Origin of the sequence: Pseudobacteroides cellulosolvens ATCC 35603 = DSM 2933, from assembly GCF_001262605.1 — a bacterium.
Taxonomy (GTDB): domain Bacteria; phylum Bacillota; class Clostridia; order Acetivibrionales; family DSM-2933; genus Pseudobacteroides; species Pseudobacteroides cellulosolvens.
In genome coordinates this window covers 5,001,201-5,024,170 of record NZ_LGTC01000001.1, presented here as the reverse complement: position 1 = coordinate 5,024,170, position 22,970 = coordinate 5,001,201, and the positions used below count along the sequence as shown (strand labels likewise).

At 44.4% G+C, this 22,970-nt stretch carries 37 protein-coding genes; 36 read left to right on the top strand and 1 reads right to left on the bottom strand.

The window, feature by feature from the left end; all coding sequences use genetic code 11:
• Nucleotides 1-10: 10 nt before the first annotated feature.
• The 29 genes from Bccel_RS20750 to Bccel_RS20625 all read left to right on the top strand — a co-directional run bounded on the left by Bccel_RS20750 (nucleotide 11) and on the right by Bccel_RS20625 (nucleotide 19,431).
• A complete protein-coding gene (locus Bccel_RS20750) occupies nucleotides 11-235 on the top strand; it encodes a hypothetical protein (protein WP_036937270.1) in 225 nt (74 codons plus the stop codon).
• A 29-nt stretch (nucleotides 236-264) separates the two neighbouring features.
• Nucleotides 265-549 carry a head-tail connector protein gene (locus Bccel_RS20745; protein ID WP_050753691.1) on the top strand — a complete coding sequence of 95 codons (285 nt, stop codon included), beginning with the start codon at nucleotides 265-267 and terminating at the stop codon, nucleotides 547-549.
• 3 nt (nucleotides 550-552) lie between these two features.
• A complete protein-coding gene (locus Bccel_RS20740) occupies nucleotides 553-945 on the top strand; it encodes a phage head closure protein (protein ID WP_050753690.1) in 393 nt (130 codons plus the stop codon).
• Nucleotides 945-1,124 carry a hypothetical protein gene (locus Bccel_RS20735; protein WP_036937274.1) on the top strand — a complete coding sequence of 60 codons (180 nt, stop codon included), beginning with the start codon at nucleotides 945-947 and terminating at the stop codon, nucleotides 1,122-1,124. The genes Bccel_RS20740 and Bccel_RS20735 overlap by 1 nt, the downstream gene beginning before the upstream one ends.
• Nucleotides 1,125-1,395: 271 nt before the next feature.
• On the top strand, nucleotides 1,396-1,797 hold the full coding sequence (gene gp17 / locus Bccel_RS20730; RefSeq protein WP_036937276.1) for a tail completion protein gp17: 402 nt from the start codon (nucleotides 1,396-1,398) through the stop codon (nucleotides 1,795-1,797).
• Between the two features lie 5 nt (nucleotides 1,798-1,802).
• Nucleotides 1,803-2,189 carry a phage tail tube protein gene (locus tag Bccel_RS20725; RefSeq protein WP_050753689.1) on the top strand — a complete coding sequence of 129 codons (387 nt, stop codon included), beginning with the start codon at nucleotides 1,803-1,805 and terminating at the stop codon, nucleotides 2,187-2,189.
• Between the two features lie 13 nt (nucleotides 2,190-2,202).
• Nucleotides 2,203-2,364 (top strand): hypothetical protein, encoded by a 162-nt coding sequence (locus Bccel_RS30405; protein WP_154673423.1) that lies wholly within the window; start codon nucleotides 2,203-2,205, stop codon nucleotides 2,362-2,364.
• Nucleotides 2,364-2,981: a hypothetical protein gene (locus tag Bccel_RS20720; protein ID WP_036937279.1), complete on the top strand. Its 618-nt coding sequence runs from the start codon at nucleotides 2,364-2,366 to the stop codon at nucleotides 2,979-2,981. The genes Bccel_RS30405 and Bccel_RS20720 overlap by 1 nt, the downstream gene beginning before the upstream one ends.
• A gap of 5 nt (nucleotides 2,982-2,986) precedes the next feature.
• Nucleotides 2,987-3,328 (top strand): hypothetical protein, encoded by a 342-nt coding sequence (locus Bccel_RS20715; protein WP_036937283.1) that lies wholly within the window; start codon nucleotides 2,987-2,989, stop codon nucleotides 3,326-3,328.
• Between the two features lie 17 nt (nucleotides 3,329-3,345).
• Entirely contained in the window at nucleotides 3,346-3,609 is a 264-nt protein-coding gene (locus tag Bccel_RS20710; protein WP_036937285.1) for a phage tail assembly chaperone, read from the top strand.
• Nucleotides 3,610-3,642: 33 nt separating this feature from the next.
• Nucleotides 3,643-5,475, top strand: coding sequence for a phage tail tape measure protein (locus Bccel_RS20705; protein WP_050753688.1), 1,833 nt, complete (start codon nucleotides 3,643-3,645; stop codon nucleotides 5,473-5,475).
• 26 nt (nucleotides 5,476-5,501) lie between these two features.
• Nucleotides 5,502-6,473 (top strand): phage tail protein, encoded by a 972-nt coding sequence (locus tag Bccel_RS20700; protein WP_036937288.1) that lies wholly within the window; start codon nucleotides 5,502-5,504, stop codon nucleotides 6,471-6,473.
• 11 nt (nucleotides 6,474-6,484) lie between these two features.
• Nucleotides 6,485-6,835 carry a hypothetical protein gene (locus Bccel_RS20695; protein WP_036937291.1) on the top strand — a complete coding sequence of 117 codons (351 nt, stop codon included), beginning with the start codon at nucleotides 6,485-6,487 and terminating at the stop codon, nucleotides 6,833-6,835.
• Nucleotides 6,836-6,854: 19 nt separating this feature from the next.
• Nucleotides 6,855-7,796, top strand: a complete 942-nt coding sequence (locus Bccel_RS20690; protein WP_050753687.1) for an NHL repeat-containing protein — start codon at nucleotides 6,855-6,857, stop codon at nucleotides 7,794-7,796.
• Nucleotides 7,760-8,278 carry a hypothetical protein gene (locus tag Bccel_RS20685; protein ID WP_050753686.1) on the top strand — a complete coding sequence of 173 codons (519 nt, stop codon included), beginning with the start codon at nucleotides 7,760-7,762 and terminating at the stop codon, nucleotides 8,276-8,278. Before Bccel_RS20690 ends, Bccel_RS20685 begins: the two co-directional genes overlap by 37 nt.
• Before the next feature lie 4 nt (nucleotides 8,279-8,282).
• On the top strand, nucleotides 8,283-10,742 hold the full coding sequence (locus Bccel_RS20680; RefSeq protein ID WP_036937297.1) for a hypothetical protein: 2,460 nt from the start codon (nucleotides 8,283-8,285) through the stop codon (nucleotides 10,740-10,742).
• A gap of 12 nt (nucleotides 10,743-10,754) precedes the next feature.
• Nucleotides 10,755-11,867 (top strand): hypothetical protein, encoded by a 1,113-nt coding sequence (locus Bccel_RS20675; protein WP_050753685.1) that lies wholly within the window; start codon nucleotides 10,755-10,757, stop codon nucleotides 11,865-11,867.
• Nucleotides 11,868-11,881: 14 nt separating this feature from the next.
• A complete protein-coding gene (locus Bccel_RS20670; protein ID WP_036937300.1) occupies nucleotides 11,882-13,054 on the top strand; it encodes a hypothetical protein in 1,173 nt (390 codons plus the stop codon).
• Nucleotides 13,055-13,066: 12 nt separating this feature from the next.
• Nucleotides 13,067-13,354 (top strand): hypothetical protein, encoded by a 288-nt coding sequence (locus Bccel_RS20665; protein WP_036937302.1) that lies wholly within the window; start codon nucleotides 13,067-13,069, stop codon nucleotides 13,352-13,354.
• Between the two features lie 23 nt (nucleotides 13,355-13,377).
• Complete coding sequence (locus Bccel_RS20660) at nucleotides 13,378-13,680, top strand: hypothetical protein (protein ID WP_036937304.1); 303 nt, start codon at nucleotides 13,378-13,380, stop codon at nucleotides 13,678-13,680.
• A 12-nt stretch (nucleotides 13,681-13,692) separates the two neighbouring features.
• Nucleotides 13,693-14,403, top strand: coding sequence for an N-acetylmuramoyl-L-alanine amidase family protein (locus tag Bccel_RS20655; protein ID WP_036937310.1), 711 nt, complete (start codon nucleotides 13,693-13,695; stop codon nucleotides 14,401-14,403).
• 2 nt (nucleotides 14,404-14,405) lie between these two features.
• Complete coding sequence (locus Bccel_RS20650) at nucleotides 14,406-14,603, top strand: holin (protein ID WP_036937312.1); 198 nt, start codon at nucleotides 14,406-14,408, stop codon at nucleotides 14,601-14,603.
• A 105-nt stretch (nucleotides 14,604-14,708) separates the two neighbouring features.
• Nucleotides 14,709-14,855, top strand: coding sequence for a hypothetical protein (locus Bccel_RS30400; protein WP_154673424.1), 147 nt, complete (start codon nucleotides 14,709-14,711; stop codon nucleotides 14,853-14,855).
• 254 nt (nucleotides 14,856-15,109) lie between these two features.
• Nucleotides 15,110-15,508 carry a hypothetical protein gene (locus tag Bccel_RS20645; RefSeq protein WP_036937314.1) on the top strand — a complete coding sequence of 133 codons (399 nt, stop codon included), beginning with the start codon at nucleotides 15,110-15,112 and terminating at the stop codon, nucleotides 15,506-15,508.
• On the top strand, nucleotides 15,493-15,777 hold the full coding sequence (locus Bccel_RS20640; protein WP_036937317.1) for a DUF6809 family protein: 285 nt from the start codon (nucleotides 15,493-15,495) through the stop codon (nucleotides 15,775-15,777). Before Bccel_RS20645 ends, Bccel_RS20640 begins: the two co-directional genes overlap by 16 nt.
• A 130-nt stretch (nucleotides 15,778-15,907) precedes the next feature.
• On the top strand, nucleotides 15,908-16,333 hold the full coding sequence (locus Bccel_RS20635; protein ID WP_036937319.1) for a hypothetical protein: 426 nt from the start codon (nucleotides 15,908-15,910) through the stop codon (nucleotides 16,331-16,333).
• Nucleotides 16,314-16,469 carry an SHOCT domain-containing protein gene (locus Bccel_RS30755; RefSeq protein ID WP_162838935.1) on the top strand — a complete coding sequence of 52 codons (156 nt, stop codon included), beginning with the start codon at nucleotides 16,314-16,316 and terminating at the stop codon, nucleotides 16,467-16,469. The genes Bccel_RS20635 and Bccel_RS30755 overlap by 20 nt, the downstream gene beginning before the upstream one ends.
• A gap of 65 nt (nucleotides 16,470-16,534) precedes the next feature.
• On the top strand, nucleotides 16,535-17,863 hold the full coding sequence (locus Bccel_RS20630; RefSeq protein ID WP_036937322.1) for a recombinase family protein: 1,329 nt from the start codon (nucleotides 16,535-16,537) through the stop codon (nucleotides 17,861-17,863).
• On the top strand, nucleotides 17,842-19,431 hold the full coding sequence (locus Bccel_RS20625; protein WP_036937324.1) for a recombinase family protein: 1,590 nt from the start codon (nucleotides 17,842-17,844) through the stop codon (nucleotides 19,429-19,431). Before Bccel_RS20630 ends, Bccel_RS20625 begins: the two co-directional genes overlap by 22 nt.
• A 90-nt stretch (nucleotides 19,432-19,521) precedes the next feature.
• Here Bccel_RS20625 and Bccel_RS20620 read toward each other — a convergent pair whose 3' ends face one another.
• Nucleotides 19,522-19,740 carry a hypothetical protein gene (locus tag Bccel_RS20620; RefSeq protein ID WP_036937327.1) on the bottom strand — a complete coding sequence of 73 codons (219 nt, stop codon included), beginning with the start codon at nucleotides 19,738-19,740 and terminating at the stop codon, nucleotides 19,522-19,524.
• Between the two features lie 319 nt (nucleotides 19,741-20,059).
• Between Bccel_RS20620 and Bccel_RS30395 the strand changes: the two genes are divergently transcribed.
• From Bccel_RS30395 to tnpA, 7 genes are all read left to right on the top strand, one after another.
• Entirely contained in the window at nucleotides 20,060-20,233 is a 174-nt protein-coding gene (locus Bccel_RS30395) for a hypothetical protein (protein WP_154673425.1), read from the top strand.
• A gap of 206 nt (nucleotides 20,234-20,439) precedes the next feature.
• A complete protein-coding gene (locus Bccel_RS20615; protein WP_036937330.1) occupies nucleotides 20,440-20,775 on the top strand; it encodes a hypothetical protein in 336 nt (111 codons plus the stop codon).
• Between the two features lie 138 nt (nucleotides 20,776-20,913).
• Nucleotides 20,914-21,117, top strand: a complete 204-nt coding sequence (locus tag Bccel_RS20610) for a hypothetical protein (protein ID WP_036937332.1) — start codon at nucleotides 20,914-20,916, stop codon at nucleotides 21,115-21,117.
• A gap of 142 nt (nucleotides 21,118-21,259) precedes the next feature.
• Nucleotides 21,260-21,661: a helix-turn-helix domain-containing protein gene (locus tag Bccel_RS20605; RefSeq protein ID WP_050753683.1), complete on the top strand. Its 402-nt coding sequence runs from the start codon at nucleotides 21,260-21,262 to the stop codon at nucleotides 21,659-21,661.
• An 87-nt stretch (nucleotides 21,662-21,748) separates the two neighbouring features.
• A complete protein-coding gene (locus Bccel_RS20600) occupies nucleotides 21,749-22,081 on the top strand; it encodes a hypothetical protein (RefSeq protein WP_160317749.1) in 333 nt (110 codons plus the stop codon).
• A gap of 77 nt (nucleotides 22,082-22,158) precedes the next feature.
• Nucleotides 22,159-22,518: an MmcQ/YjbR family DNA-binding protein gene (locus Bccel_RS20595; protein ID WP_036937338.1), complete on the top strand. Its 360-nt coding sequence runs from the start codon at nucleotides 22,159-22,161 to the stop codon at nucleotides 22,516-22,518.
• A gap of 303 nt (nucleotides 22,519-22,821) precedes the next feature.
• Nucleotides 22,822-22,968: an IS66 family insertion sequence element accessory protein TnpA gene (tnpA, locus tag Bccel_RS30390; RefSeq protein ID WP_154673426.1), complete on the top strand. Its 147-nt coding sequence runs from the start codon at nucleotides 22,822-22,824 to the stop codon at nucleotides 22,966-22,968.
• Nucleotides 22,969-22,970: the final 2 nt, after the last annotated feature.

Here is a 22,970-nt window from a genome sequence, read left to right as displayed (position 1 = left end):
GTGAAGCCTGATGAATATAACTAAAAATTATCATAAGGATGGCGGCGATGTTTTTGTAGTCGGTGGCGAAATCAGGGTTGTTGACGATGGGAAAGTGACCTTTGACGGAATAGAACTAAAGCCTGCGGCAAACCAGACCAATAGCACAGCAAGCACAATCGCTGACTTGAAAACCGACTTTAACGCTTTACTTTCAAAACTAAAGGCGGCAGGCTTGATGCTGGACGATGAATAAAGGACGCAAGACAAGGGGAGGCGGTGGATTTGGTTTCACTTAATGAAACAAAAGCATTTCTAAGGATTGATTCAAGCCATGAGGATGCTCTTATCACAAGCTTTATTACTTCTGCGGAGGATATTGTGGAGAGCGTCCTCCGCTATCCCTTGTCAGATTTTCTTCTTGACGGCGGTACACTTCCCGAGCTTGTGAAAACAACGGTGTGGTATGTGGTCTCACAGTTTTATGAATTCAGAGAAAATGTGGACATAAGAAAGCTGACGGAAACGGCATCCCTGCTCCTAACATCTTATCGAAGGAAGGAGTGGTGATGAATGGCATGGAGGAACAACAACCAAAGAAGGCAGTATGCAGGACAGGGAAACATGGTAAAGCCCCTGCTTTCTATCGGCAAGCTCAGACATCGCATAACTATCCAGTCATACTCAACGATAAAAAACAGCTTTGGTGAAGAGGTAAAGGTATGGACTGACTACGCTGTTGTTTCTGCAAGTGTTGAACCGATGTCGGGCAAGGAGCTTTTTACGGCGCAGCAGCTTCATGCAGAAACCACAACGCAGATTATCCTCCGGTACCTTGGTGGGTTAAACACCAGCATGAGGGTTCTGTTTAACAATAAAATCTATGACATCCTTCATGTTTCAAACAAGGAGGAAAGGAATATTGCCATATATCTGCTCTGCAAAGAGAACGGGGAGGTGGTCTGATGGCAAGGTCATATTCGGCAAGGGCAAAAAAAATGAAGGGCGGCATTGACATTGAAGGAGCGGAAGAAATTATGGATTTGCTTCAGGATATGGGGGATGCCGCTGTAAATGTGCTTGACCAGGCTGCCAGGAAGGGTGCGGAGATTGTATTGGCGGCAGCAAAGAGAAAGCGCCTGTAGACACAGGTGAGCTTCGGAACAGCCTTATACTCAAAAGCGGTATAAAAAAGCAGGGCGGGGATATTGAGAACATAAACCGTAAAATCAAGGGAGCTTACTATGTTACGAGGGAAAGCGGAAAGGCGAGGCATTTTGCACCTGTCGAGCTTGGAACCAAGGAACGGCCTGCGACTCCGTACCTAAGGCCTGCGGTGGATGAAAACCTTAAAAAAATTTCAGATACTGTAACAGAGGAAATCAGCAAGGCAGTGGGAAAGGCAAGGTGACAGCCATGTTTGAAGAAGTGCTGTGCGGCTATTTAATAAACAATGCGGGTATTCATGAACTGGCTGGTGACAGGGTTTACCCGCTTATGCTGCCCCAAAACTGTACTCTTCCTGCAGTGACCTATCAAAAGATTTCAGGAGACCGGCTGCATTCGCTGCAGGGGGACACAGGGTACACAACTCCTGTTTTTCAGGTTACATCAAGGGCTGATACCTATGCACAGTGCAAGGCGCTTGCAGATAAAATCCGCTTGAGCCTTCAGAATTTTACAGGAATAATGGGCGGCACCGATGGAGTGGATATCGGTGCTGTTTTATTAATGGGAGAGGTTGAAGGCTACGAGCCGGATACAAACAGCTGGTATAACCATATGGATTTTAAATTTCATTATGAGGAAAGGATGTGACACGGATGGCTGGGACAGCAGGAAAGAAAGGAAAGGTAATGATCGGAGCCAATTCAGTGACAGCATTGAACAGCTGGTCGCTGGAGCTTGGGATTGACACTCTGGACACCACGGCGTTCGGGGATGATTGGAAGAACTTTATATCCGGCTTAAAGGAATGGTCGGCAAGCGCAGAAGGCGCATATAACGTTCATACCGATGCAAACGGCCAGGCGGCGCTGCAGAATGCGTTCCTGAACGGCACCGATGTGGATTTGAAGCTATATGTAAACAACACCAACTATTACAGCGGCCAGGCACTAATCTCAGGGCTGTCTATTGAAGACCCGGTGGATGACATTGTAACCATATCCATTGAGTTTCAAGGGAATGGCGCTCTGGCATACACATAAGGAGGCCTGTTGAATGCAGAACGGAGTTAAACTAAGCGTCTCGCTGAAGGATACAGATTTGTTTCATGACATTGCAGAGCTTTTAAAAAGGCTTTTTGAGGATGAACGCATTGCAAAGGATGTGCGGGATGAATACAAGTTAAAACTGAAGGAGCTTTTGGGAGGTGATGGGTGATGGGGAGTGTTGCGGGAAGGGTTGGCGGTGTATTTGTACAGACAGAGGATGCACCGGAAGTATTTACTGATGAAGCTGCTGCACCCGACCTTAGCCTTACAAGGTACACAATCAGTGATAGTGCAAAGCGCTATTGGGATAAAAACTTACCTGTTACCGTAAAGGTAAACGGGGAGGTGCAGTTTTCCGGCTATCAGCTGGAGCATTGCGGCGGAGTGGTTGTGTTTGACGAGGCAAAGGACGGAGATGATGTGGTTTTAATCAGTGGAAGCGCTCTGGTCGTAGAGCAGCACGGCGGGTTCTTTAATTGGTCTGCCGAACTGGGTATGGAGACACCTGAGACCACAACCTTTATGTCAAACGGCTGGAAGGAATATATCTCATCTGTCAAAGAATACTCAGCATCAGCGGAGAGCTACTGGGGCGATGAAGAATTCTTTTCAAGGCTGGGTCAGGAGGTAATCATTGCACTATATATTGATACCACAGCCTCAAAGACCCGGTATGAGGGCTATGGGATTATTAGCTCGGATGGAATTGAAACGGCAGCCGATGATGTGGTGAATGATTCAATAGAGATACAGGGAGTTGGACCGTTGTATTATAGGGAGGGTTGAACTAAATGGCAAAACAAAGCGTAATATTGGAGCTGGACAGACCGAGAAGCCTTCGCTTCGGGCTTAATGCCCTGGTCCGTATAGAGGAAATGATAGGAAAGCCTATCAGCAGGCTTGACCTTGACAACATCAGTGTAAAGGATATGAGAACCATCATTTATGCTGGACTTTTTTATGATGACAAGAACCTGACCCCTGAAAAGGTGGGTGAGCTGATTGATGATTTCAGCGACATAAACACGGTTGCTGAAAAGCTGAGCGAGGCAATGACGGAGGCATTCGGAAGAAAAAACGGGAAAAAGCTGACAGCGGGAAAGGAGAAGACTGGGACTGGGACCGGCTCTTAAAAACCGCTGTCGGCATTATGGGGCTTTCACCGGATGAATTCTGGAAGCTGACCCCCTATGAGTTTAACCTTATGATTGAAGGTTTCCTTGCAAGGGAGGAGCGGAAGACTAATGACATTCTCTATCTTGCATGGCATGTGGAGGCTTTCGCAAGATCCAAGAGGCTGCCAAAGCTTCAGACCTTGCTTAAAAAACGGAAACCAAAATCTCAAAATCAAACATTAACAAAAGAACAGTTAATATTTATTGCAAAGAAGAAAGGGCTTGCCGGACCATGGTAATGCCTTTTTTGCTGCCTGTGGGGAGGTGTGGGTATGGCAGTCATACGAAATCTGGTAGTCAAGATAACGGCAGACATCGGTGCTTTGAAAAAAGGGCTCCAAGAGGCGCAGGATGCCATGGCGAATGTAAGCAGCCAGCTGTCGGGAGCAGGAAAGGTGATGTCTGCTGCATTGACCGCACCTCTTGCAGGCATGGCGGCAGCTTCTTTGAAAGCCGGAGCCGATTTTGAAGCCGGGATGAGCAGTGTAAAAGCAGTATCGGGCGCTACAGGCGAAGAAATGAAACAGCTTGAAGAACTGGCGCTCAAAATGGGAGCGGAAACCAAGTATTCAGCAAAGGAAGCCACATCGGGTATTGAAGAACTAATCAAAGCAGGTGTCAGTGTGAAGGATATCATGGGCGGAGGCTTGAAGGGAGCGCTGTCTCTTGCAGCGGCAGGAGAAATTGAGCTTGCCGATGCAGCTGAAATAGCATCTACAGTATTAAACTCCTTCAAGGCTGATGGGCTGAATGTTGCACAGGCTGCCGACATCCTTGCCGGTGCGGCCAATGCATCTGCAACAAGCGTACAGGAGATGAAATTCAGTCTTTCCATGTGTTCTGCTGTAGCAAGTGCGGTTGGGTTGTCCTTCAAGGATACCAGCACGGCGCTTGCGGTATTCGCCCAAAACGGGCTAAAGGGTTCTGATGCAGGCACATCATTAAAAACCATGCTGATGAACCTCCAGCCTTCCACTGACAAGCAGGTGGAGCTTTTCAAAAAGCTGGGGCTTACAACCGCTCAAGGTACAAGTGCTTTCTATAATGCTCAGGGTAAGCTGAAGAGCATGGCTGAAATTGCAGGCTTGCTGCAAAAAAGCATGAAAAACCTAACTGATGCGCAAAGGTTGCAGGCAATGGAGACGCTATTCGGCTCTGATGCTATCCGTGCAGCAAATATTTTATATAAGGAAGGTGCTGACGGCTTCAATAAAATGCAGTCGGAGATGGGAAAGGTAACCGCTGAAGAGGTGGCAGCCGAAAGGATGAACAACCTAAAAGGCTCCCTTGAACAGCTGAAGGGCTCCATTGAAACGCTGCAGATTGTATCCAGCAAGGCATTCCTTCCAATATTAAAGATGCTTGCAGACAAGGCTACCATTCTAGTCAATAAATATATGGAGCTTAATCCTGAAGTACGCAAATGGGTAACAATCATACTGGCCGCAGTAGCAGCGGTCGGTCCCCTGCTTATGGTGCTGGGAGGACTTTCAACAGGGCTTTCGGTGCTGTCAGGAGTTTTTGCCGCCATTGCTTCCCCCATAGGGCTTGTTGTGGTGGCAATTGCAGGATTGGTGGCAGGGTTTGTGTGGCTGATGAAAACCAATGAGGGCTTCAGGAACTCTGTGCTTGCCATTTGGGAGCAAATACAGTCAAAGTTCAAGGAAGCGCTTGGCTTCATTCAGAGCAAGACCGCAGAGGTACTGCCGGGTATAAAGGCAAAATTCACCGAGGTGCTTGGCAACGTACTGGCATTTCTGCAGGATTTTGCGGCAAATGCAATAAAAGCCTTTCAAATGTTTATCAACGGCTTTAAGGGAACAGGAGATCCCGGAGCCATGGCAAGCGGATGGGAGACGGCATTTTACCGTATAGGCTCTGTAGTAAGCACCATTTTTAACGGATTGGTATCGGTAATCCAGCCGGTCATGCAGACAATCTTTAAGATAGTAAGCGATGTGGTTACAGGCATATGGAACTTTTGGAACACCTACGGTCAGCAGATAATTGACACCGCGGTCAATATATTCAACGGCATCCTTGCCTTTATTCAGCCAATACTTGCACAGCTTTTTGCATCCTTTGACAGTTCGCAGGCTATCTGACCCCGATTTGGGAGAGCATAAAGACCTTGATTTTCTCGCTATGGGGAGTAATACAACAGCTTTGGACGCTGCTTCAACCGGTGTTCATTGCCCTTGGAGCAGCTATTGCCGTAATACTCGGAATAGCAGTCGGTGTGCTGAATGGGATCATACAGGCGCTTGGTCCGTTCATACGAGCGGTGCTCGGCGCAGTGAATTTTATAGTCAACCTTATCGGGTTTGTCATCGCCATCATTAACGGTGACTGGGCTGGGGCATGGAATTTCCTTGTTGAAGCGGCAAAGGCGGCATGGAGCATGCTGTCAAACCTGTTTATGACCATAGTAAATCTGGTAAAGGGCTTTGTGGAAGGAATCATTTCATTCTTTAAGGGCTTATGGTATACCTTGGTCGGAGGCTCCATCGTGCCTGACCTTGTAAACGGTGTCCTTGGCTGCTTCTCCAATATGGTTTCAGGAGTCACCAATTTTGTAGGTAACCTAGTGGGAGCAGTGTCCGGTGCATTTGGCAAGATAGGGTCTGTAGTAGGTGATGTTGTAGGCAGTGCATGGAACTGGGGCAAAAACATGATGGGTAATCTGGTGGATGGAATCAAATCCATGGCTGGAGGAGTCAAGGATGCTGTCAGTGGAGTGGCGGACAAAATCAAGAATTTCCTTGGCTTTGGCTCCCCAACTAAAGAAGGTCCGGGCTCAAACGCCGACACTTGGGCGCCAAATTTAATAAATATGCTGAAGGATGGCATCAAGGCGGGTGTTCCTGCTTTGGAGGCAAACCTTAACGCTGTTTTGAACCCGCAGTTCAACCGGCCTGCGTTTGAAGGGGCGGGTGGGGGAGCAAACGGCAGCATGGTGGTTGACCACACAGGCACAATTACTGTGAAAGGTGTCAATGACAAGGGCGAGCTGATGGGTGTGGTTGAAATAATTGCAGCGGATTTGGCGGCAAACAAGGACAGATATGGTAAAAATCCAAGCGCACACAAAGCCTTCAGGTAGGAGGTGAACCAATGGCGGATGTTTGGGGAGCATTGGAGCTCAATATAACAGCATACAAGAGAGCCGGGGCCGAAAGATATTTTTCCGAAAAGGAGCTTCTGGCTCCTTATGATGCAAGGGATAAAAAGACACCCAATTCAGTGCTTATGGGAACAGGAAGAAAGAGAAAAACAAGAGAGGTGGAGGGTTTTTGCACCCGGCTTGAGTATAGTCAACTGCTTATAGACTATCATAGCTCGGAGGCAAAGCCCCTGGCTTTTGATGACGGCTTTACCATGACGGCAAGGCTGTGGAAGCTGTCAGGCAAAGAGGAAAAGGGAAGCGATCTGGTCTGGTACCAGGCGACCTTTATTGAATCATAGCGGGAGGGAGGCAAATCTAATGGTATTGAACGGAACGGAGCAAAGAACTGATATCTGGACTGATGAACCATATACGCTTGCAAATGCAACCTGGTACGGTCACCGCAAGCTAGTCCATAACGGTGGATACTGGTTTGCCTGCTTTGACCGCTATGGGGATGATGACTGGCAGTACCAGACGGTTGTAATGAAAAGTGTGGACGGCGTTACTTGGGAGGATACCGGCTTTCCCTTCACACCGGGAGCAGGGGTAAGCTTTGCATACCCCAACATGGCAATGGACAGCGAAGGAAGGATTCACCTTGCCGCCAATGACAGTTCAAACAACAGGATAAAGTATTGTGTTTATGAAAACGGAGCGTGGGGAACGATTGATACACTTCCGCAGCTTCCGGGAAACGGGTATGTGGATGCCGATATTATTGTGCTGGTTGACAGCGCAGGCAAGCCCCATGTTGTATTTGCCACAGGCGGCTCCAGTGGGAAGGTGTATTATTCAAACAAGGTATCGGGAGCATGGAGCAATTATGAGGCAGTACAGCCTTCGGTTCCAAGGTACTACCTGGACAGTGCTGCAATTGACAAGGACGATAATATGCATATCACCATGGTGAGCTTCAGTGATTTTCACATCTATTACACAAAAGGAAAAAGCGGAGCGTGGCTGCCTTGGGAGATGGTTTTTGGAGGTAACGATGCAAACGGCTCTGACATTGGAGTGGACAGCACAGGCAAGCCATATATTGTCATCGCAAGGGGAAGCGAACTGTCACTGTTTACGAAATCTGCCTCATGGTCGGAGCAGCAGATAAGCAGTATGCCAGATAATATTCATCCTAATATCCACATATCGGCAAATGATAAGATATACATTGCCTGGGGCAATCGCCGACACCCGGATTTGACAACCAGCAGGTTTTCCTCATGTCTAATGAAGCCGGGGGATGGGAACAGTCAATAAATGTCTCCAACGATGATACTTTAAGCGGCTGGGCTTATCCGGTAGTGTGGGCGGATTCAACGGTATGCGGCGCAATGGCAATGAACTACGACTACACCCATATCTGCGGATGGTTTGCAGGAGGTGCGCCAGCGGAATATTCCGACAGGTGGGGGAGCCTCAGGTTGAACATCACCGAGTATAACCGTGACGAAATAGCGATGCTTGCCTCAGAAAAGGAGTTGATTCCGTTTACCGCCGTAACAGCGCCGCAGAGCAGGCTCCTTTCGGCAGGACGGCTCCGTGAAAGGAGAACTGTTTCTGGCTGGGCTTTAAAAGCAGACTTTGACAGCCTTGAAGCGGATTATGAGGCATTTGTGAAAAACAAAGCGGAGTTTCATGACGGTACGGTAATTAACCCTGCAATAATAGAGGAGCTTTCGGGTACAAGGCAGCAGGGGACGGAAATTGTTTTTTATGAAATAACCTTTTTGGAGGTGTAGACCTTTGAGAATAATGCCGGAAAATACAATGACACTTCTTAAGTCACGCTCCATGATCGGCAGCGATGCCCCGACAGGCAGGATTGAATTTCCCGAAATAGCCATGTCAACCATTGACGGAGTTGATTCAGTGGGTGAAGGAAGTGCCGATTACAGATGGTTTCGGAATATTATAGAGCATAACGGCAGGATATACATAGCAGCCACCAACAATGACACATTCCCTAAAAACGGAGGGTTGTGGGAATGGGACGGAAATATTTCGCTTGCACAGGTTGTGTTTGCAAATCCGTCCATGGTAACAGCGGACCTATGGATAGCAAGTGATGGTACAGGAATATATCTGTTAAGCTCAAACGGCTTGAGTGCTCATGATAACAAATTCTATGTAAAAAGTGGAAGCTCATGGAGCGAAATCACAGAAACACCAACTTATCCTGATGGGAGCGGAGGCTCAGGCTCGCTTCCCTTGGTCGGGCTTGTATATGCCAACGGAGCCTTTTGGGCTTTGTCTAATATATACCACTATGGTGAAGAATGGGGAGGTTGTCTTTATACAAGCTCTGGTGGTGGATGGTCCAAGGTGTGCGGCACAACGGGAAACCAGACCTTTCCCGGCAGGCTCTGGTTCAATACAGAGGATGATTGCCTTTACGCTTTTGGAAGAAGTGATCCGGAGGATGCAGACTCTTTGGTAACAATTGTAAGGTATGACACCAATGGAGGAAGCGGATGGGAGACTGTCGCTGAGGGGCTGGATGTGTTCAGGGACGGCAGGGGAGGGAATTCCACCTTTGCATGGCTGGATAGCGGGCTTCATGCAGTAGACGGAGATACCGGCGATGTTTACAAGGTAAATGAGGATGGCACGATATCAAAGGTTTCTGTAACACAAAACGGATATACTCCATTGGTTGAAGATACGGTTGTCCATAACAAGGTGCTTTATATTGCGCCTCAAGTTGGAGGAACCGGCTTAAATCTTGACTATTATAACGGCTCAAGGCTGGTGCAGATGAACATACCCCAGCAGCAGAGCATTGCAATAAAGCACCTGTTTGTGTTCAGCGTAACAGGCAAGCTGTATGGAATCGGCCAGGCGGCACCGTCTTATACACCAAGGCTGATTGAGTTTGAGCTTTCAGAAGGAGCTGCAAAGCTCCAGGTTGAGCAGATAAGCGTACAAAGGGAGGAAGCCGCCGACAGCCAGAGGCTTACCTTTTCCCTGCCCAATATCAATCCGTCAGACCCGACCGATGCGGGATATTACACACCTTACCGTGGCGGGCATGAGTTTGACAAGGCATTGAATGAATGGTACTGCGTTATCATTCCGAGCCGCAGGGTGGTAGCAAAAATAGGATACGGTATAGACCTTGCCACAGTTTTTACAGGAGAAATAGATGATGTTACCATGTCCGCCCAGCCAAGGGATTACAATATCAGCGCTGACTGCAGGGATTTGGCCTGCTGGTTTATTGACAGGGAGATAAGCCTTGTCATACAGGGCAAAACAAAATACTACATTAAGTACCCTCTCCCTTCAGGTGTCAAAAAGTATTGGATTACGCCAGGAGGGTCCACAAAGCCGGATGTTGCCGATATTGTCAAAGACCTCTGCATGAGGGCAGGGTTTAAGGCGGCAGATGTAATTGTAGAGGCTACAGGAATAAAGCTTGATCCAACCTTTGAAAAGACCACCTACATGGATGCAATCAATGAAATGTGTACCGTTTCAGGCTTTGAGTTCTTTATTGACGAGGATGGCATAGCAAGGTTTTACTTCCCTACAGACAGGGAGCCTTCGGTTACAAACGAGCAGCATGCACTAAACGGAACGGCCTGGGTGTCATTGGAGCACAACCATCTGGTATCCGGCTCTGACAAAGTTACCTCTTCAAATGGAGCTGTAACCTACTCAAGGGATGTTGACTATGAAATAGACCTTGAAAACGGAAAAATACGGAGGCTTTCAGGCAGTAGTATTCCTGGCGGGTCAACAGTAAAGGCAAGCTATGTGTATGCAGGCTGGGTCTTCCGGGAGGGTGAGGATATATTCAGCCTTAAATTCGGAGTAAGCAGGAGAAATATCTATGGAACCATAAGGGTGGCAGGAAAGAAAAAAGAGGGTGTTGCAACCTCTCCTTCTACCATGTGGGACACAAGCAAGGTCCATAAGAGCAAGGTTCTGTTTGCAGACAACCAGCACCTTGATTCGCAGGAGGAATGCAACGAATGTGCAGCGCGCTTGAAGCAGGACATGGTCAGGAGGTATACCTGTGCCGAATTTGTGGCTGTAGGTAACCCGTGGCTTCAGGTAGGCGACAATATCATGGTTGTTGAATCCAGCACCACTATATCCGAGGTATACAAGATATTAAGCATCAGCTTTGACTTATCCACGGATGGATTCACGATGGAGCTTAAGACATTTCATGTTGGGTATACCCCGCTTACAACGTAGGAGGTGATGGAATTGGCAGGACACAGGAATGCAGCGGGTGAGATTATTAAAATTATGGGGGCAAGAGACCAGAAAAGCACTGTGGCTGTCCCGGTAAGATCGGAGCAGGAGGAGCCGGAGGCAGGCTTTACTGACTTAACCTCCCATGTGTCCAATCCTGACGCCCACCATTCGCAATATCATCATGCCGGCCACGAGGATGGCGGAGCTGATACCATAGCCGTATCCGACAGCATGATAGCTGAAAGGACAATTGATGACAGCAGTTCCCCAACAGGAAACACAGGGCTGTTGACTACACTTCTTGGCTGGCTTGCCGCTATGGTAAAGACGATTACTGGAAAGGGGAATTGGAGGACTGCTCCCGAGATTTCGCTCCAGGATGCTTCAGACCATATGAAGGAGAGCGGGGCTCACCTTCATTTAGGCTGCAGAGTGGCAGCTACAGCCAATATTAGCCTCTCAGGGTTGCAAACCATCGATGGCGTATCTTTATCTGCAGGAGACCGGGTGCTTGTGAAGAACCAGACGGACCAGAAGGAAAACGGCGTATATATTGTATCTTCCGGTTCATGGGCAAGGGCGGATGATTTCAATGATAGCTCCGACTTTAAAGCCGGTGTTTTTGTTTATATATCTGAAGGTACAGTAAATAAAAAGAAGCTGTTCCATATGACAACGGCTGGAACGGTGGTAATCGGCAACACCAATATAGTGTTTGAAAATATAGACCAGGGTGGCGGGGCAGGCTCGGGCGACATGACAAAATCGGTGTATGACCCTGACGAGGATGGTATTGTTGAGAATGCAGAGCATGCATTAGCCGCTGACAACGCAAGCCATGCCGATACCGCTGACCTTGCAGGCTCTGCAGATAACGCTTCAAATGCGGCCCTGCTTGAAGGGCATCCTGCATCATATTTTGCCGCTTCTGCAGACTTAAAGGTATATGCAGCCGACATTGACTTTTATGAGGATGGAGTGGTTATAACCTTTTCAGACTCATCAACTGCAAATTATTCCTGGGTAAAGGATGACCAGGGAAGAATCACAAGCCTTGTAAATACAACACCAAACCCTGACGAGACCACAAGCATCAGCTATAACTCAGGGAACAAACCATAAGGAGGGATGGACAGGTGGCTATAACCAAATATACACATACAGTTAACATAGATGTGGGGGTTTCTACAGTAGGAAAAATTATTGAATTTGGGAAGGATTTTCTTGACTGGCTTTATGCCAATATGCCCGGTGGGGAGACCATGACAAAAAATACGCAGACACCCAATGTAGATACAGTAAGCAGGGCTTGGAATGCAGTGACAGGAACCGCTCAGAATGGAGGTTCTGCAAATACCATCAAGCTTGCTTCGGGTGCTTCGTCAACAAACGGATTCTATGTCGGCCAGCAAATAACCCTGACGGGAGGACCGGGTGCCGGTGATGTAAGGAATATAACAGCGTATGACGGTACTACCAAGATTGCCACAGTAGACACTAACTTCAGCGCAACACCCACCTCGTCAACCACCTACTCCATTAAGGAAACTTGGGTACCTGATTGGCTTAAAGCGGCATTCCCTGATGCAAGCAGCTACAGGTTTGTTACAGGTGTAATTACTTTCACGCATGCAGAAAGCCAGTCTGATTGGGTTATTTGCACAACCTATGACGGCTCGACAACCAAGTATGGCGCTATTGTTGTTGGGATAAGGAATAATGCAGCAAGCGGGCAGGTGGTTTACGGGGAGATAACAAGGTATCAGCCCGATACCATAGACAATGTATATTTGAATCACAATGAAACGATTATTTTACTTATTGCAGACAAGAGCAACGGGTACAAAATTATTTCCAAGGATGCCAATCCCTCAGCGACCTCCGGCAACACCTATTATTATGGTGTGGTTAAGCTGGACTCGCCTGTTGAGGCAACCGATACCAACGCATGGTTTATGTTTGGACAGAATGATGCTACAAAAACTAGGTTTACCAGACAGTTCAACGGTGAAGCTCTCGGGCAGATATGCGAAATAACCTGTGACACTCTTATACCGGAAGGAACAAACTTTACTAAGAACTTCTACAATCAGAAGATTCCGCTGGCGAGGGTTTGGGCGGGAGTTGCTGACCTTGGAATGAGAGGGTATACCTCCAACCTTGTCATTGTGCCTCAATCCTTTATTGTCAGCAACCAGTACTATACCATCAACGGGGACAGCTATTACGGGCTGGGCACCTTCGACAACCATATCCAATTGCCTGGAGGTGGAGCGAATGTCGGTCAGCGTGTCCTTCTTAAAGCTTAGGGGTGATGCATTGTGGCATATGATGTGAACCAGAGCAAGACAGCCCTTGAGACTGGTCCTGTTGATATTTATTTATGGTTTTTACAAAATACAGGTGCAATCCAGTGGGATGAGAATAATTTTTCCTACAGGGAATGGCTGAAGCAGTATGTTGATAACATACTATGCAATTGGACTGTTGGTGAGCAGTTTGCTCCTATGATGCCGCAGGTTGGTTCAGGCGGCGGTGATACAACCGGTGCTTACAATAACGGATTTAACAACGGGCTAATAATAGGACTCAGGATAAGGCGAAAGTAACGTAAAGACGGGAGGGGATGAGGATGAAGCCGGAGGTGGTTTATACAATTATTGCAGCTGTAGCGGCATTATGTAGCATCATCTTTGGAGGCATTACTTTAAAAAGGTCGGTGCAGAAGGATTGTGACACTATGGGAAGGGAGCGTGGGGAACTGAAAGCTGATACCGAGTATATCAAACGAAGGATTGACGATGTCCTTCTGGAGCAAAAGGACACCAACAAGAGCGTATCCATTCTTTCAGAGAGGGTTACAAGGGTGGAGGAAAGCACGAAATCAGCACATCGCAGGATTGACATTATTGAAAAACGAGGTTCGGATGAATAGGAGGAGATGGCAATGGCTAAAAGCGTTTATCTAAGCCCGTCTACACAGGAAAACAATCTAGGTGCAGGCGGCTATGGCACAGAAGAGCAGCGGATGAACCAGGTGGCGGATGTCACACAGCAGGTGCTTGAGAGGCATAGCGTAACAGTCTACAGGAATAAGCCGGAGTGGCCGCTTTCACAGGTAGTGGTCGATAGCAACTCCAAGAATCCCGACATCCATTTTGCCGTTCACAGCAATGCGGGCGGTGGCAGGGGATGCGAGGTTTACTGCCACAGGTTCGGAGGCAACGGCGAAAAGCTGGCAAGGGCTGTATATGCGGAGCTTTCACCTTTGACACCGACAGCGGATAGAGGAGTCAAGGAAGGGTACAACTTTTATGGACAGGGCAAGCATATGTATGAGCTGGCATATACCAAAGCGCCTGCCGCATTGGTGGAAACAGCCTACCATGATAACCAGGAGGATGCCAAGTGGATTATATCCCATATAGAGGCAATCGGGACTGCCATTGCCAAAGGGATACTGAATTACTTCGGTATATTATATAAGGAAGAAAGTCCGAATTTGGACAAAGAACTTGAGGTGCTTCAGGAATTCGGTATCATAAAGTCGCCGGATTATTGGAGTGAAAATGCAGTAAAAGGTAAATATGTAGCTGGTGAATATGCCGCTATCCTGATACAAAGGGTAGCGGCTTTATTAATGAAGGGAGGAATTTAGTAATGAACCAATCAAGATGGAGAAGCCCTGTTGCATGGAGTGCCGTAGTGGCACTGGTTTTATTTGTACTGAAAAATTACGGACTGTTGGCACCTGTCGGACTCACGGAGGATAGCTTTAAAGAGCTTACTGCTTTAATATTTGGTGTTCTTTCGGCATTTGCCTTTTTCAATGATCCAACCAGCAAGGACAGCTTTTGATAAATGTCATGAAACGCTTGCATTGTAAGGCATTAAGAGTTATCATGTACAGTAATATATCAGGAAGGATATGTAAATTGCGAAAATAAAGGACGGTGTTCTATCATGAAACAGGCATTTGTGGATATGCTGGTGAAAAAAGCTTTAGCCCAAATTAATGAAAACAAGAAAACAGATGAAGAGTCATTAAGGCTCAGGCGGGCACTGGCAAATGCCAATAAGCCTGCCTTGCTGAAGAGGCTGATGGCTTGAAAACAGGTAACGCATCAAAAGGAAACTAAATAAGGCCGCCGTGTCTTGCGGGTGCAGGAACACCCGGAAGCCAATGCAGGTAACCAAACTACCTAACACCGACAGCTATTGCTGCCACAACGACCCTGTAAATATTATACTTTATCCTATCAATTTTCACAATGATACTACAGGCGCAGTGTGGGGTTACCATTAATCCTGCAGTGCGCCTTGCTTATTTTCCTTTCATAAAAAATGAAAGGGGTCGTGAATTTATGCAGAACATTTTAAAAAGCTTTGAGGAAGTCTTTAGGGAAATGCTGGAGGAGAAGGCTGTAAACCGAATGAGGGCAGATGCAAACAAATGCCTTATAACGGAGAACCGGGAAAATCTTAAGTTTTATAAGCAGCGAGAAGACGTAAAGGCATTTGATTTCAAAGGAACTGCAGCTGAATTTGACGCTCTTTTTGAGAGCTTGAATGAAAGGTTGAAAGCAGCGGAGAGCACCATGTCGGAGATCATATACCTGCATGGAACGAAGGAAGGCATATGTTTTCGTGTGATTATGGCTCAAGAAATGAAGGGAACAGTCAGACACCATCATCTAATCATATATAATGAAAATATTGAATCCAAAAGGAATGGAGGGATTCAACCATGCCTGGCGGATTAAAAAAATATCTTGAAGAAATTGCAGATAAGAGGGTAGAGGAGCTGCGCTACCTTATTGGGAAAAATAGCAACAGATATGAAAAGTTAAAAGTGCAAGCATATGAATTGCAGCAGGAGTTCATGGCGACACTGACAGAAGAACAGCAGGGAATGTTTGTAAAGCTTGAAGACTTTGAAAGCGAACAGTCAGGAATTGTCCACGATATGCTTTATCGATATGCATTCAGGGATGGGGTCAAAGCAGTAAGGATGATGTTTAAATGTAAATGATAATATATTAGGAATAGCATTAATAAGGAAGCTTTTCTGGAGAGGTTTTAAATAACCCCTCTATTTTTTTGTCTGAAATCTGGTTGAGAGGGCTTAGTGCCTTCTTTTTTACGTTTTGGGGGTGAGGTAAGTGACTGATTTGCAAAAAGAAAAAATTAGCCGGATGAGGCACATGGGTGAGAGCTACAGGCAGATTGCTATAGAGCTTGGAATTTCTGAAAACACAATTAAATCATATTGTATACGAAACAATCTTGGTTCTGTTAGAAGAGAACTAAATGAAAAGGGTGACTATTGCAAACAGTGCGGAAGGCTGCTGGTAAAAGGCAAAGTAGGCCACCCGTCAAAATTTTGTTCACAGAAGTGCCGGGAAGCATGGTGGAAGGCAAATGCAGAAATTATTGAGAAAAGAGCATGGTATACCATTGACTGTGCTTGCTGCGGAAAGAAGTTTGACAGCTATGGCAATCAGAAACGAAAGTTCTGCGGGCATGAATGCTATATAGCCAGCAGGTTTGGTACGAGGAGGGATGAATGTGACAAAGGAGCAGTTTGAACGTGAGAAAAATTACAGAGTTTCTATGTCAATAGCAAAAGCAATGCTGGCAAAAGGCATTATTACCATGAATGATTTTAAAAGGATCAACAAAATTCTTTTAACGGAATATAAGCCTGTAATAGGCGGAATATAAGCCTTTTTAGCTTGCTTTGTATCAAAAACAGAGTTATCATTGGAGCAAGCAAGGGGGTGGTTTTTATGCTAAGAACAGTGAGAAAAATAGAGCCTTTGGCAGCAAGGCTCCCGTCAAAAAAACGTGTTGCTGCATATGCCAGAGTGTCCAGCGGGAAGGATGCCATGCTGCACTCCCTCTCGGCACAGGTCAGCTACTACAGTGACTTTATACAAAAACACCGTGGCTGGGAGTATGCAGGAGTATATGCGGATGAGGCGGTAACCGGAACCAAGGAGAGCAGGGCTGAGTTCCAAAGACTTCTGAAAGACTGTAGGAACGGCAAGATAGACATGGTGATTACTAAATCGATTTCCAGGTTTGCGAGAAATACGGTCACTATGCTGGAAGCAGTGCGGGAACTAAAGAGTTTGGAAGTCGATGTGTTTTTTGAAAAAGAGAATATTCATTCAATGAGCGGGGATGGAGAGCTGATGCTAACCATCCTCGCTTCATTTGCGCAGGAGGAAAGCCGATCGGTCAGCGAGAATTGCAAGTGGAGGATACGCAAGCGTTTTGCTGAAGGTGAAATAGTAAACCTGCGCTTTCTTTTTGGATACCATATTAAAAATGGGGAGATTGAAATTAATCCTGAAGAAGCAGAGGTTGTAGAAATGATTTTTAATGACTATATCAGCGGAATGGGCTGTACGCTGATAGCCAAGAAACTCCGGGGAATGAATGTTGATAGACCCAGGGGAGGTACTTGGACATCGAATAAAGTAGCGGATATTATTAAAAATGAAAAATATGCAGGGAATGCCCTGCTTCAGAAAAAATATGTAGATAACCATTTGACAAAATCACTACTGAAAAACAAAGGTGTTCTTCCTAAATACTATGCTGAAGAAACGCATGCTTCAATTATAGACCCCGACACATTCCAAAAAGCGCAAGAGATTATGGATAGGAATAGAAAAAGAAATGCAGGGAAAAATGTTGCAGGTGTTTACCCTTTCACATCTAAGATTGTTTGCACCAATTGCGGTAAGAACTATAAACGGAAAAACAGAAAAGGAAAGGCTTCTTGGAGTTGTTCTACTTATTTGAAGCTTGGGAAGGAAGCCTGCAATGCCAGACAAATACCAGAGGACATACTGCTTTCAATAGCGACAGAGGTTTTGGAGCTACAGGAGTTTGATGATACATATTTTTTGAAGCAAATTAAAGAAATTCAAGTATTAGAGCATAATTTGGTCAGGTTTGTTTTTCAAGACGGACAAATGATTGACAAGCAGTGGCAGCATAAATCACGGAGTGAAAGCTGGAGTGAGGAAGACCGGGAAAAGGCAAGGATGCGCCAGCTGGATTACTTGGAGAGGAGGAATTCAATATGCAGCCAGCAAGAGCAGTAACGGTCATACCTGCCACAACAGGAAGGTTAGCGACAGCAACGGCTGTAAGGGCTTCGTTAAAAAGAGTGGCCGCCTATGCAAGGGTTTCAACCGACAATGATGAGCAGCTTTCAAGCTACGAAGCACAGGTTGATTATTATACAAAGCATATACAGTCAAATACCGCATGGAAGTTTGTAGAGGTTTACACCGATGAGGGTATCTCAGCTACCAGCACTAAAAAACGTGACGGCTTTAACAGGATGATTGCCGATGCTTTAAATGGCAAAATAGACCTTATTATAACCAAATCGGTCAGCCGGTTTGCCAGAAATACCGTTGATACGCTTACCACAGTCAGACAGCTTAAGGAAAAGGGCGTTGAGGTGTATTTTGAGAAGGAGAATATATATACCTTGGACAGCAAGGGTGAACTGCTGATAACGATTATGTCCAGCCTTGCCCAGGAAGAAAGCAGAAGCATTTCGGAAAATGTCACATGGGGACACAGGAAACGCTTTGCTGATGGTAAGCTGATGCTTCCGTATGGACAGTTCCTCGGCTATGAAAAGGGCGAAGACGGCCTGCCGAAAATAGTGGAGAAGGAAGCAGCGGTTGTTAGACTGATATATAAGATGTTCCTTGAAGGAAAGACCTCATCGGGCATAGCAAAATATTTAACAGAAAACGGAGTCCCGACGCCTTCCGGTAAAGATAATTGGCAGCAAAGCACCGTTATGAGCATCCTGCAAAATGAGAAGTACAAAGGAGCGGCTATGCTTCAAAAGACATTTACAGTGGATTTTCTCACTAAGAAAAAGAAACTCAACGAAGGAGAAGTTCCACAGTATTATGTTGAAAACAGCCATCCTGCCATTATTTCTGCAGAGGCTTTTGACCTTGTACAGCACGAGATTAAAAAACGAAAAGAAGTAAAGGGCTATAAGACTGGTATAAACAGCTTTTCAGGTAAAATTGTGTGCGGTGAGTGCGGAAGCTTCTATGGAAGCAAGGTGTGGCATTCCACCAGCAAATATAGAAGGACAATCTGGCAGTGCAACAGCAAGTTTAAGAATGACAGGAAATGCATGACACCGCATCTTTATGAGGATAAAATCAAGGGGGCATTTTTGGAGGCTTTCAACAGCCTAATAAAAAACAGGGATGAAATACTACAGTGCTATGAAGAGATAATTAATGTCTTGGCGGATACCTCAGAGCTTGATAAGGAAACTGCCAAGCTTCAGAGTGAATGCGAGGTTGTGGCTGAACTTCTAAGAAAATGTGTGGAGGAAAATGCACATTCAGCCTTAGACCAGAAAGAGTACCAGAGAAGATATACAGCCCTTGCGAACCGGTATGAAACCGCCAGAACAGGTCTTTCAAAAATCAATGATAAAAGGCTGGAGCGTAATGCAAAGCGTGAAAGCATGAGAAGCTTTATAAACAGCATAAGGCAGAGTGACCAGCTTCTGGCCGACTTTGACGAGGAACTTTGGAATAACACTGTTGAAAATGTTACCGTATATTCTGAATGTGAGATTAAATTCGCCTTTAAAAACGGTATTGAACTGGAATGGAAAATATAAAACGAAAAAATCACCCGCAAAGATGGTACACAAAAACGTCTTTGCGGGTGATTTTTTCGTTTGCGGTCATTTGAGTTAGAATGTTCTGCTTCATAACAGGTCTGAGATTTCCTTTGGGTTCATAAGCCTTTCAAGAGTAGTATATCTTGGAGACCTCATTGAATTTGCGTTTGCCTCCCCAAGAACTATAGGTAAGTCAAGTTCTATTGGACAGCCATCAAATGTAATCAGTTTTTTAGAAGGTTTAATGGGTGATGCTTCTATGCTCTTTACCTTTGCATAATGGGTTATAGCTTGAATAGGAGACATCCTGTAGCAAGCAACATATTTAATGTAATTGATTTTTTTCTCCTTTGAGGATAGGACAAATTCTTCAATGGCGGTTTCAAGTATTGAATTCCTTGAGAAGTTTTTTGATGTATTTATGCTGGAAAAAGCCTTAGCAATTGCATAAAATTATTTTGACAATCATGCTTTTATAAATTGAAGTAAAAGCATGATCGTCAATTAGGGAGGTGCTTTTATAACCGACCTTAAGAAATTTGATTTATTAATAAAAATTTTGATTTTTTCTTCACTTTGGCGTATAATAATACTAGAGCCACAAGATAGAAAGAGGTGTTTTAAAATGGCTACTGTTTCATTTACAAAGGATTTTGCTATAACAAAAAAAGAGACCGTTGAGAGACTTGAAAAGGCTGTTGACACTACAAAGCCTTTGCATATAGATTCTAAAAATGCCATTGCTGATATGAGAAGGAGTGAGGAAAAATTATTGGGTATGCTTCGCTCCAAAGCTTAATAAAAGCAGAGGATATTAATGAGGATTTATGGAGAGACGCGTTCTCTCTTTTTTGTTGTGATAAGGATGATGATATAACAGATTTTATAAGGAATAAGGCGGTAGAGTATGAAAAAAGGGATAAGTGCCGTACTTATGTATATTTTGATGAAGCAAGGCTTGAAGAAACAGGCGAGTTTAAAATAATAGGCTACTTTTCAATCGCAATGAAAACAATGAAAATTCCTGTTTTTGAAACGATGTCTAAAACGCTCAGAAAAAGGCTGGGTAATCAGTCGGATAAAGAGCAAAACCTTGTGGTATACCTGATTGGGCAATTGGGAAGAGATACACATTACACAAAGGGTATGCTTCCGGGGACAAGGATGCTTGAGGATTGCTACAGGCTTATTAGTGAGGCAAGAGATATTGTTGGAGGAAGACTAATTTTGCTTGAATGCAAGCCTTCGAAAAAACTATGTAGTTTCTATGAGGAACAGGGTTATATCGACATAACAGAAGAAAATGATGGGCTAAAACAGTACATAAGGTTTATTGAATAAAGATAGTTGAACTCTCGAATTAAAGCCGGGAGTTTTTTGTTATTAAATATCGTTAATTGATATGATTTGTTGTAAAATTAAGGTGAAAAGATGATATAATCCAGTAATTTTATTGGAATATTTGGAGGCGGTTAGAAAGTGAATAGCAAGTTTAATATAATAAAACTTACTAATGGCTATCAGCTCATTTATCATGATAAATTCACAGGTATAAGGGCAGAATTAAATTTTATAAATGGAAGAAAAACCTCAACAGAAATACTTAAAAAACTGTTAAGATTAGGATTGCTACCATTAAATGAAATTGAAGAAATAATGCTTTGCCAAGAATATGTTGGTTAAAAATGGTTTAAATGCTACAGCTATGAGTGTTAATATTATGCCTGTAGCTTTAATTTTTTCGTGAAAACAGCATTGCGATTTTCACGATTGAGTGATAATATATAATAAATATTCACGGTTGCGTGATGGTTGTGGAGGAAAAGTGGGGAAGAGGCAAAAAATATCAGAAATAGTAGTTAAGGTTGGAGATAAGCTTACTATTAATAATATAAACAATAGAAGCATTTCAGGAGAGGTTAATGCCATAAAGGAAGATGGTTACCAAGCAATCATGTTTGAGTCTGTTTCTGATTCAAATTTTAAAGTGCATCATGTAGAGATAAATGCCACGCAAGGTCCCTCCTGCCCTAGCATAATCTCAGAGGTACTTACATTTTCCGAAGCTGCAGAGATTTGGGGTATTGATCCTAGCACTCTAAGGCACAAGGTTACTGGCGAAAAACTTATTGAAGGTGTTGATTATAGGAAAAGCGGCAAGGTGTGGTTGATTACAATGAATGCCATGGAGAAACTTTATGGTGTAAAAATAGGAGATACAAAATGATGTTATAAACAGAATCAAGTTGGGAAGAAGGTTGGCTTCTCTTCCCTAACTATGTTTTGTTTTGAAAAGGGTGTGGTTGTATTTTGTATGGCAGACAAGATAATTAATGTTCCATATGTATTTAGGTCAAATGAATTCGATCTAGGTGAAGTGATAATTGATAATAAAAGGGTGCTTTCTTTTATATCTAAAGACGATTCATTCCCAGGACACTTTACATTATATAATTGGCATGAACTCTGCAGTGTTGTAAAGGTCTATTTTCTGAAAGAGTCAGACTTAGAGCAATCTATAACGGGGATTGCTTTATATGGAGAAAATCTTATGGTGCAGATATGCTCGTGCGGCTATACAAAGTACATTCAAGCATCAACACCTTGCCCCAAATGGCTAATTGAAAAGTATATAAATAAAGAATAAATTTATAGTTTTTATACATATTGTGGAGCATATAGTTTCGGAAGAGCAAGACAATAAAAATATCTGGAGGATAGCAAATGAGATACGCTTGGATGGATGAATACTGCCTGTCAAAAGTAGGCGTGGAAAAAGAATATAAATTAGAATGGGATGCAACGAGATATATGATAAAAGGTAAAATGTTTGTTTTACTGGGTGGTGATAAAGAAGGAAAACCAATTGCTACAGTAAAATTAGAACCTGGACATGGTGAATTTTTAAGGCAGCAGTACAAGGATATTGTACCCGGATATTATATGAATAAAGAACATTGGAACTCGATTTATTTAGAAGGCGAGGTTTCTGATGAGATTGTTAAGGACATGTTGGACAAATCTTATTCATTGGTCTTGTCCTCTCTCAGTAAAAAGCTTCAAAAAGAAGTGGTCGGGGGTTAAGTAGGGATACTTTTTAACGCTATTCCAAGCGACAGCAGTTTGTCATAGCGATAAATTGTATCAAAAAGTTAGTTATTAGACATCGTAGCCACACTCATTTAATTGTGAGTGGTGGCTACTTTCATTTTCACCCAAAAAATTAAGCATGTTGAGGACTACTTCAACCTGCTCTTTGAATATTATGACCTTTTGCACATACAGTGCTATCAATTGGTAAGCGGTGGAATAAATACCGTAGTGTAAAACACTCTCATACTTGATAGTATTATTAGGAATAACAAATACAAGTTGGGAGGGTTTTTAGTGCCAGTTAGGGATATGCAATTAGAAAATGAATGGAAAATTAGGTTTGAGGAGTACAAAAAAAGTGGATTAAGCGTTAATGCTTGGTGTAAAGAGACCGGACTTAAAGCTTTAAAACAAAGTTACTTCAGCTGGGTAAATGGATAAAT